This window comes from Cellulosimicrobium sp. NPDC055967, from assembly GCF_042269845.1.
GTDB lineage: Bacteria > Actinomycetota > Actinomycetes > Actinomycetales > Cellulomonadaceae > Cellulosimicrobium.
The window spans coordinates 96838-104021 of sequence record NZ_JBHJYJ010000015.1; the positions used below are offsets into that span (position 1 = coordinate 96838).

Annotated in this window: 10 protein-coding genes; 6 read left to right on the forward strand and 4 right to left on the reverse strand. The window is 74.4% G+C overall.

Translation table 11 applies throughout. The features are described 5' to 3' along the window. Positions 1–194: 194 nt before the first annotated feature. A complete protein-coding gene (locus ACFC2L_RS17020; protein ID WP_375825513.1) occupies positions 195–914 on the forward strand; it encodes a LuxR C-terminal-related transcriptional regulator in 720 nt (239 codons plus the stop codon). Here the strand turns inward: ACFC2L_RS17020 and ACFC2L_RS17025 are convergent. From ACFC2L_RS17025 to ACFC2L_RS17035, 3 genes are all read right to left on the reverse strand, one after another. After that, positions 911–1330 carry a VOC family protein gene (locus tag ACFC2L_RS17025; protein WP_205201125.1) on the reverse strand — a complete coding sequence of 140 codons (420 nt, stop codon included), beginning with the start codon at positions 1328–1330 and terminating at the stop codon, positions 911–913. The genes ACFC2L_RS17020 and ACFC2L_RS17025 overlap by 4 nt on opposite strands. 157 nt (positions 1331–1487) lie before the next feature. Further along, positions 1488–1925: an alternative ribosome rescue aminoacyl-tRNA hydrolase ArfB gene (arfB, locus tag ACFC2L_RS17030; RefSeq protein WP_375825514.1), complete on the reverse strand. Its 438-nt coding sequence runs from the start codon at positions 1923–1925 to the stop codon at positions 1488–1490. Positions 1926–2008: 83 nt separating this feature from the next. Next, positions 2009–2365 (reverse strand): iron chaperone, encoded by a 357-nt coding sequence (locus ACFC2L_RS17035; RefSeq protein WP_375825515.1) that lies wholly within the window; start codon positions 2363–2365, stop codon positions 2009–2011. A 147-nt stretch (positions 2366–2512) separates the two neighbouring features. Between ACFC2L_RS17035 and ACFC2L_RS17040 the strand changes: the two genes are divergently transcribed. Further along, a complete protein-coding gene (locus tag ACFC2L_RS17040; protein WP_375825516.1) occupies positions 2513–3139 on the forward strand; it encodes a superoxide dismutase in 627 nt (208 codons plus the stop codon). Between the two features lie 129 nt (positions 3140–3268). Here ACFC2L_RS17040 and ACFC2L_RS17045 read toward each other — a convergent pair whose 3' ends face one another. Next, complete coding sequence (locus tag ACFC2L_RS17045; RefSeq protein ID WP_375825518.1) at positions 3269–3979, reverse strand: metal-dependent transcriptional regulator; 711 nt, start codon at positions 3977–3979, stop codon at positions 3269–3271. Between the two features lie 118 nt (positions 3980–4097). Between ACFC2L_RS17045 and ACFC2L_RS17050 the strand changes: the two genes are divergently transcribed. The 4 genes from ACFC2L_RS17050 to ACFC2L_RS17065 all read left to right on the forward strand — a co-directional run. Then, entirely contained in the window at positions 4098–4442 is a 345-nt protein-coding gene (locus tag ACFC2L_RS17050) for a PadR family transcriptional regulator (RefSeq protein WP_375825519.1), read from the forward strand. Continuing rightward, positions 4439–5383 carry a permease prefix domain 1-containing protein gene (locus ACFC2L_RS17055; RefSeq protein ID WP_375825521.1) on the forward strand — a complete coding sequence of 315 codons (945 nt, stop codon included), beginning with the start codon at positions 4439–4441 and terminating at the stop codon, positions 5381–5383. Before ACFC2L_RS17050 ends, ACFC2L_RS17055 begins: the two co-directional genes overlap by 4 nt. Before the next feature lie 9 nt (positions 5384–5392). Beyond that, positions 5393–6607, forward strand: a complete 1215-nt coding sequence (gene zapE / locus ACFC2L_RS17060) for a cell division protein ZapE (protein ID WP_375825522.1) — start codon at positions 5393–5395, stop codon at positions 6605–6607. 89 nt (positions 6608–6696) lie between these two features. Beyond that, positions 6697–7184: ClpX C4-type zinc finger protein (locus ACFC2L_RS17065; protein ID WP_375825523.1), on the forward strand; the 488-nt coding region annotated here is incomplete at its 3' end.

Sequence of the window (7184 nt, forward strand, 5' to 3'; positions counted from 1 at the left end):
CACGTAGGACGCCGGGCAGCACGAAGCCCGACCCGGCGGTCCGGGGGAAGCCTGGCAGCGGAACGTCGCGGTGTAAACAAATCCGACGTGTCCGGAAGAGGACAAATGCCCGCTGACCTCCGCGTTCGTCACAAGGGTCCGACCGCCGGGACGGCTCTCGGCACTCCCGAGGAGGTCGACTACAGTCACCCCGTGTGACGTCGTCGGAGCGGGACCCGGTGCTCGGCGCCAGGCGCTCCGCGAGGGCCGTCGCGCTGCGCCGCGCGCGCGACGTCCTCGTCCTCGACGACGGCAGCGGTGACGACCCGGACCCGCTGTGGGCACGCGTGCGCGACCGCGCCCGCCGCGGGGCGCACGTGCGGGTCGTGACGGTCGAGCGGGCAGCGCCGCCCCGCGTCGGGCCGACGGACGACGCACCGCCCGACGACGGGCTCGACGACGGTCCCGGCGGCGACGGACCGCTCGCCGGTGCACCACCGGCCGCCGACCACCGCCCGGGACCCAGCGCCCCGGACGACGCGCCCGACGGCGGCCCCGCCGTCGAGCACCGCGTGGCGCCGGCGCTGCCCCTGTCGCTCGTCGCCCTCGACGACACGGTCGTGCTCGTCGCCCGGCCCGACCGCACGCGCGCCGTGACCGACCGGGACGCCGTCCTCGCGCTGCGAGCGCTCGCCGAGTCCGAGTGGGGCCGGGCGCGGGCGGCCGACGACGCGCTGGCCCCGAGCGAGGACACGCTGCTGCGGCTCCTCGCCGAGGGCAAGACCGACACCGCCGTCGCCGCGCGGCTCGGGGTGTCGCCGCGGACGGTCCGGCGTCACGCGGCCGGGCTCATGGGCCGGCTCGGCGCGACGAGCCGGTTCGAGGCGGGCGCGCGGGCCGCCCAGCGCGGCTGGATCCGGATCACGGACCGCTAGCGCGCGGCCGCCGCCGCCAGCTCCGCGTCGCTGCGCAGGATGCAGAACTCGTTGCCCTCCGGGTCGGCGAGCACGACCCAGCCCCCGCCGTCGGGCGTACGCCGGTCCGCGACCTGCGTCGCCCCGAGCGCGAGCACGCGCTCGACCTCCTCCTCGCGCGTGCGGTCCGTGGGCCGCAGGTCGAGGTGGACGCGGTTCTTCAGCTCCTTGTCGTCGGGCACCTCGACGAACAGGACGTGGCCGCGGCTCTCGGCGGGCGTCGTCGCGTCGGCGGGCGGGATGATCATGCACTCCTCGTGGCCGGGGAGGTTGGGGTCGCCGGGCACGTCGGTGTACCCGAGGACCTGGGCCCAGAAGACGGACTGCGCGTAGGAGTCGCGCGCGTCGAACGTGGTGTGGGAGATGCGAGAGGTCATGGTCGCGACCCTGCCACGCCCCGGGGCCACGCGGCACCGCATTATCAGCGGACCTCCCGCCGAGCACGGGGTTGCCGGCGTTCTCGCGCCGAGAACGACAGCGACGTCGTGCTCGACCGCGCGTGAGGTCGTGCTCGGCGAGCCGCGACGGCCCCGGTCAGTCCTGCGGCGGGCGGCGCAGGCGCTTGACCTCGGTCCGCCGCTTCTTGGCGCCGATCCGGCGCTCCACCGAACCGCGCGTGGGCCGCGTCGCGCGCCGCGGCGGGCCGGGCGGGGCGACGGCGTCGGCCAGCAGGGCGGCGAGCCGCGTCCGCGCGGCCTCGCGGTTGCGCCGCTGCTCCCGGTGCTCCGAGGCCGCGACGGTGACGACGCCGTCCACGACCCGCCGTCCCAGCCGGTCCAGCACCCGGGCGCGCTGGGACTCCGTGAGCACCGCCGACCGCGCGACGTCCCACGACAGCTCGACGCGCGAGTCCGTCGTGTTGACGCCCTGCCCGCCCGGCCCGGACGAGCGGGAGAAGCGCCACGACAGCTCCGCCTCGGGGACGACCAGGGTGGTCGTCACGCGGAGGCCGGGGCGGGCGTCGTCGGGCATCCGCCCATGGTGCCCGACGGCGCCCGCGGGGCCCAGGGGATTCGGTCGCGCCCCGCGGGCGCGGGCAGGCGACGGCCCGACGGTCAGCGGTCGAGCTGCGCGTCGATCTCCGCGACGCGGGCCGCGACGAGGTCGCGGACGACGTCGTCGGGAAGCGGATGGTCGCTGGAGAACCGGACGGTCCCCTTCGCGTGCGAGAAGCCGTCGAGCCGCGGCTCGACGGCGGTCACCGCGGCCGGGCTGAACGGGTAGACCGCGAGGTGCTTCGCCGACGCCATGGCGCTGAGCAGCGCCTTGCCGCGGTGCAGCAGGGCGGGCATGCCGTAGCTCGTGCCCTCGGTGGCGTCGGGCGCGACGTCGCGCGCGACCCGGACGACGCGCCCGAGGGTCGTCCGGTCCGGCTCGTCGAGGCCGGCCAGGTAGTCCGTGACGGTCCCCATCCGGAAATCGTCCCGCGGCCCGCGGCGGACCGCTCGCCGAGCGGGACGGTCCGTCCGACCTGCAAGATCACAGTGCGCCCACCTTGACCTCAACCGTGGTCGAGGTCCTAGCGTGGCTGCATACCGACGGAAGGAACCTGAGGAACCATGCCTGTCTACTCTCTCCCCGAGCTGTCCTACGACTACGGTGCGCTCGAGCCGCACATCTCCGGGCGGATCATGGAGCTGCACCACTCCAAGCACCACCAGGCCTACGTCACCGGCGCGAACACCGCCCTGGAGAAGCTCGCCGAGGCCCGCGAGACCGGCGACTTCGCCGCGATCAACCTCCACGAGAAGAACCTCGCGTTCAACCTCGGCGGCCACGTCAACCACTCCGCCTTCTGGACCAACCTCTCCCCCGAGGGCGGCGGCGAGCCCACCGGCGAGATCGGCGCCGCGATCGACGAGCACTTCGGCTCCTTCGATGCCTTCAAGAGGCAGTTCGCCGCCGTCGCCGCCGGCGTCCAGGGCTCGGGCTGGGCCATCCTCGCCTGGGACTCCATCGGCTCCAAGCTCGTCACCGTCCAGCTCTACGACCAGCAGGGCAACCTCACCCTCGGCCTCACGCCGATCGTGCTGCTCGACGTCTGGGAGCACGCCTACTACCTCGACTACCAGAACGTGCGCGCCGACTACGTCACCGCCTGGTGGAACCTCGTCAACTGGTCCGACGCCGAGGCCCGCCTCCAGCGCGCCAAGACCCAGACCGCCGGCCTGATCGTCCCCGCCTGACCAACCCCCCGCGAGGACAAGCCCCGCCCGGGCGGGCACAACACCGCCCGCCCGCGAGAACGACATGAGGGTCGTTATCCACTGGATAACGACCCTCATGTCGTGTTCGGCGCCCTGCCGGGCGACGGGTCAGTCCGCCGTGACGAAGAGGTGGCGCGCTACGTCGTCGGGCAGGTCGAGGACCGTCTCCGCGCCGTCGCCCGAGACCGTGACGGCGCCGTCGTTCACCGCGACGACGAGGGTCTGGCGCGGGAAGACGCCCGCCTCGGCGAAGCGCGCGAGGAGGTCGACGTCGACCTGGACCGGCTCGGCGATGCGCTGGAGCACGACGCGCACCTCGGCCCCGTCGGTCGTGCCGCTCGCGGCGAGGTGCGCCGACAGGGAGACGACGCCGTCGAGGTACTCGACCTCCGGCAGGTCCTCGCCCAGCTCGCGCAGGCCCGGGATCGGGTTGCCGTAGGGGTCGTGCGCGGGGTGGTCGAGGAGCGCGACGAGGCGCTGCTCGACGAGGTCGCTCATGACGTGCTCCCAGCGGCAGGCCTCGGTGTGCACCTGCTCCCAGTCGAGCTTGATGACGTCGGTGAGCAGCCGCTCGGCGAGGCGGTGCTTGCGCATGACGCGCACCGCCGTCTGCTGCCCGAGCGTCGTGAGCTCGAGCTGGCGGTCGCCGCCGACGACGACGAGGCCGTCGCGCTCCATGCGCGCGACGGTCTGGGAGACGGTCGGCCCCGAGTGCCCGAGGCGCTCGGCGATCCGCGCGCGCAGCGGGGGGATCCCCTCCTCCTGCAGCTCGTAGATCGACTTCAGGTACATCTCGGTGGTGTCGATCAGGTCGGTCACTCGGCCTCCCGCGGCAGGTACGCACTCTTCTCTGGAACCGTTCCAGTCTAGCGCTCCGGCGTCGACACGATGATGTGCCAGTTGTGCATACTGTGTGCCGCACACTATGGTGTGAGGTATGACCGATCCCGAGATCTTCGCCGGGCACAGCCAGGAGGTGCGCCGAGGCTCCGTCGTCGTCGCGAGCCTGCTGCTGCTGCGCACGCCCGGCTACGGCTACGGGCTCCTCGAGGCGCTCGCCGCGGCGGGCGTCCCCGTCGACGCCAACACGCTCTACCCGCTCCTGCGCCGGCTCGAGAAGCAGGGCCTCCTCGCGAGCGAGTGGAACACCGACGAGGCGCGGCCGCGCAAGTTCTACCGCACCTCCCCCGCGGGCGAGCGCTTCGCCCGCGACCTGCTCGACGAGTGGCTCGCGATCGCGCGCAGCCTGCAGACCATCGACTCCCAGGAAGGCACGTCATGACGCTCACCGACCGCTACGTCGCCGCCACGCTGCGCCGCGTCCCCGCGGACCAGCACGCCGACCTCGAGCAGGAGCTGCGCGCGTCCGTCGCCGACGCCGTCGAGGCCAAGGTCGAGGCCGGCACCGACCCGGCCCGGGCCGAGACCGACGTCCTCAACGACCTCGGCGACCCCGACCGCCTCGCGGCCGACCTCGCGGGCCGCCCGCTCTACCTCATCGGCCCGACGCTCTACCTCGACTGGCTGCGCCTCCTCAAGGTGCTGCTCTGGGTCAGCCTCATCCCCGGTGCGATCGTGCTCGCGACGGACCTCGTCGACGGCGACGCCGTCGGGTCGGCCATCTGGAGCGGCATCTGGACGACCGCGTCGGTCGCCCTGCAGATCGCGTTCTGGACGACGCTCGTCTTCGTCCTGCTCGAGCGCTACGGCACCCCGCGGAGCCAGGACGAGCTCACCGGCCCGTGGACGGTCGACCGCCTCCCGAGCGAGCGCGCGCCCCGCGAGGTCACCCTCGCCGACACGGTCGTGTCGGTCGGCCTGCTCGTCCTGGTCGCCGCCGTGCTCCTCCTCCAGAACGTCGCGACGTACCGGGGACCCGACGGCACCGCGGTCCCCGTGCTGCAGCCCGACCTGTGGCCCGTCTGGACCGGCGTGCTCGTCGCGCTCGTCGCGGTCGAGATCGTGCTCACGATCCTCGTGTACGCGCGCGGCCGGTGGACCGTCGGCCTCGCGGTCGCCAACACCGTCGTCGGGGCGCTGTTCGCCGGCGCCGTCGTCTGGCTCGCGAGCGCCGACCGCCTCGTCAACCCGGCGTTCCTCGACGTCACGGGCGGCGACTCGGTCACCTGGCTCTCGAACGCGATCATCGCGGGCACCCTGGTCATCACCGGCTGGGACGTCGTCAGCGTCTGGGTGAAGGCCCTGCGCAGCCCGCGTGCCTAGGCTGGCCCGGTGACCCGCTCCCGCCTCGACCGCACCCGGCGTGCGGTCGAGGCGGCGGCCGCACGCGAGGGGTTCGCGCTCGACCCGGACCAGTCCGCGCTCCTCGACCGGCTCGCCCGGCTCGGCGACGAGCTCGCCGGGGCCCGACGGCGCCCCGTCCGCGGGCTGTACGTGTGGGGGCCCGCGGGGCGCGGGAAGTCGTGGCTCGCAGGGGCGTTCTTCGCGGCCGTCGCGGCCGGGCTCCCCGCCGGCGCGGCCAAGCGGGTCCACGTGTACGACCTGTTCCGCGCGCTGCACGCGGCGATCCACGCCCAGCGGGTGAGCGCCCTCGCCGGGCCGCGCCCCGCCGTCGGGCAGGGCGGCCCGACGCGCGGGTGGCGCACCCGCGCGGCCGCGCCGACCGCGGAGCCTCCGCCGCCCGGGCCGCCGGAGGAGTCGGCGGAGCCACGCCCCGGCACCGTCGACGCCGCGATCGACGACCTCCTGCGCGGGACCACGCTGCTCTACCTCGACGAGCTCCACCTGCACGACACCGGCGACGCGACCCTGCTCACCCGGCTCCTGCGCCGGGCGTTCGAGGCGGGCGTCGTCGTGCTCGCGACCTCCAACTACGAGCCCGGCACGCTGCTGCCGAACCCGCTGTGGCACCACGTCGCCGAGCCGGGCATCGCGCTCCTGCGGGCGCACCTCGACGTGGTCGAGCTCGCCGGCCCGACCGACTACCGGACGCTCGGGGGTCGCGGCCGGGGCGGGTTCGCCGGCGGCGCGTGGCTCCGTCCCGGCACGACGGCGCAGCTCGCCGACCACGGGCTCGTCGCCCCCGCCCAGGGGTCGCGGGCGCTCGTCCGTACCGGGACGCGGTCGTTCGAGGTCACCGCCGCACGGGCGGACGGCGAGCTCTGGGTGACCTTCGACGACCTGGCGGGCCGGCCCACGTCCACGCTCGAGTACCTCGACTGGGCCGCGCGCTTCCGCCGCTGGGTCGTGACCGACGTCCCGCTGCTCACCGACGTGGACCGCGAGGCCCAGCAGCGGTTCATCGCGGTCGTGGACGTGCTCGTGGACGCCGACGTCGAGCTCGTCGTCACGTCGCACCGCGCCCTGGCCACCTTCCGCACGACGATGCCGGACCGGCCCGACGCCTTCCGGACGGCCAGCCGGCTCCAGCTCCTGGCCGCGCCCGAGGACGGTCTTCGTCCTCCCGCGGGCGCCCCGCGCGGCTGAACCCGGCACGCCCGGACCCGGGAGAGCGACCCGGCGTGTCGTGGGCGGCGGCTACGATCGGCCGCAACCGACTGGACTGGAGGCACCCGGTGGCACGCACCGACGGCACCGACGACACGCGCGGGCAGCGCGGTCCGCGCGCGGCGGACGCGCTCACGTGCTCGTTCTGCGGCAAGTCCCAGCGCCAGGTGAAGCGGCTCATCGCAGGGCCCGCGGGCGTGTTCATCTGCGACGAGTGCGTGGCCCTGTGCCTCGAGATGGTCGAGGAGGACCGCGAGGCCGAGAACGCGTCGCAGGACGTCGTGACCGGCGACGGTCCCCTCCCCACGCCGCACGAGATCTTCGCGCACCTCAGCCGCTACGTCGTCGGGCAGGACGGTGCCAAGCGAGCCCTGGCCGTCGCGGTGCACAACCACTACAAGCGCGTCCGCGCCGCCGCTGCCGCCGAGGAGGCCGGCGACGCCCCCGCGACAGACGACCCGGACTACGTGGAGCTGGCGAAGTCGAACATCTTGTTGATCGGTCCGACGGGGACGGGCAAGACGTATCTGGCGCAGACGTTGGCGCGGATGTTGAA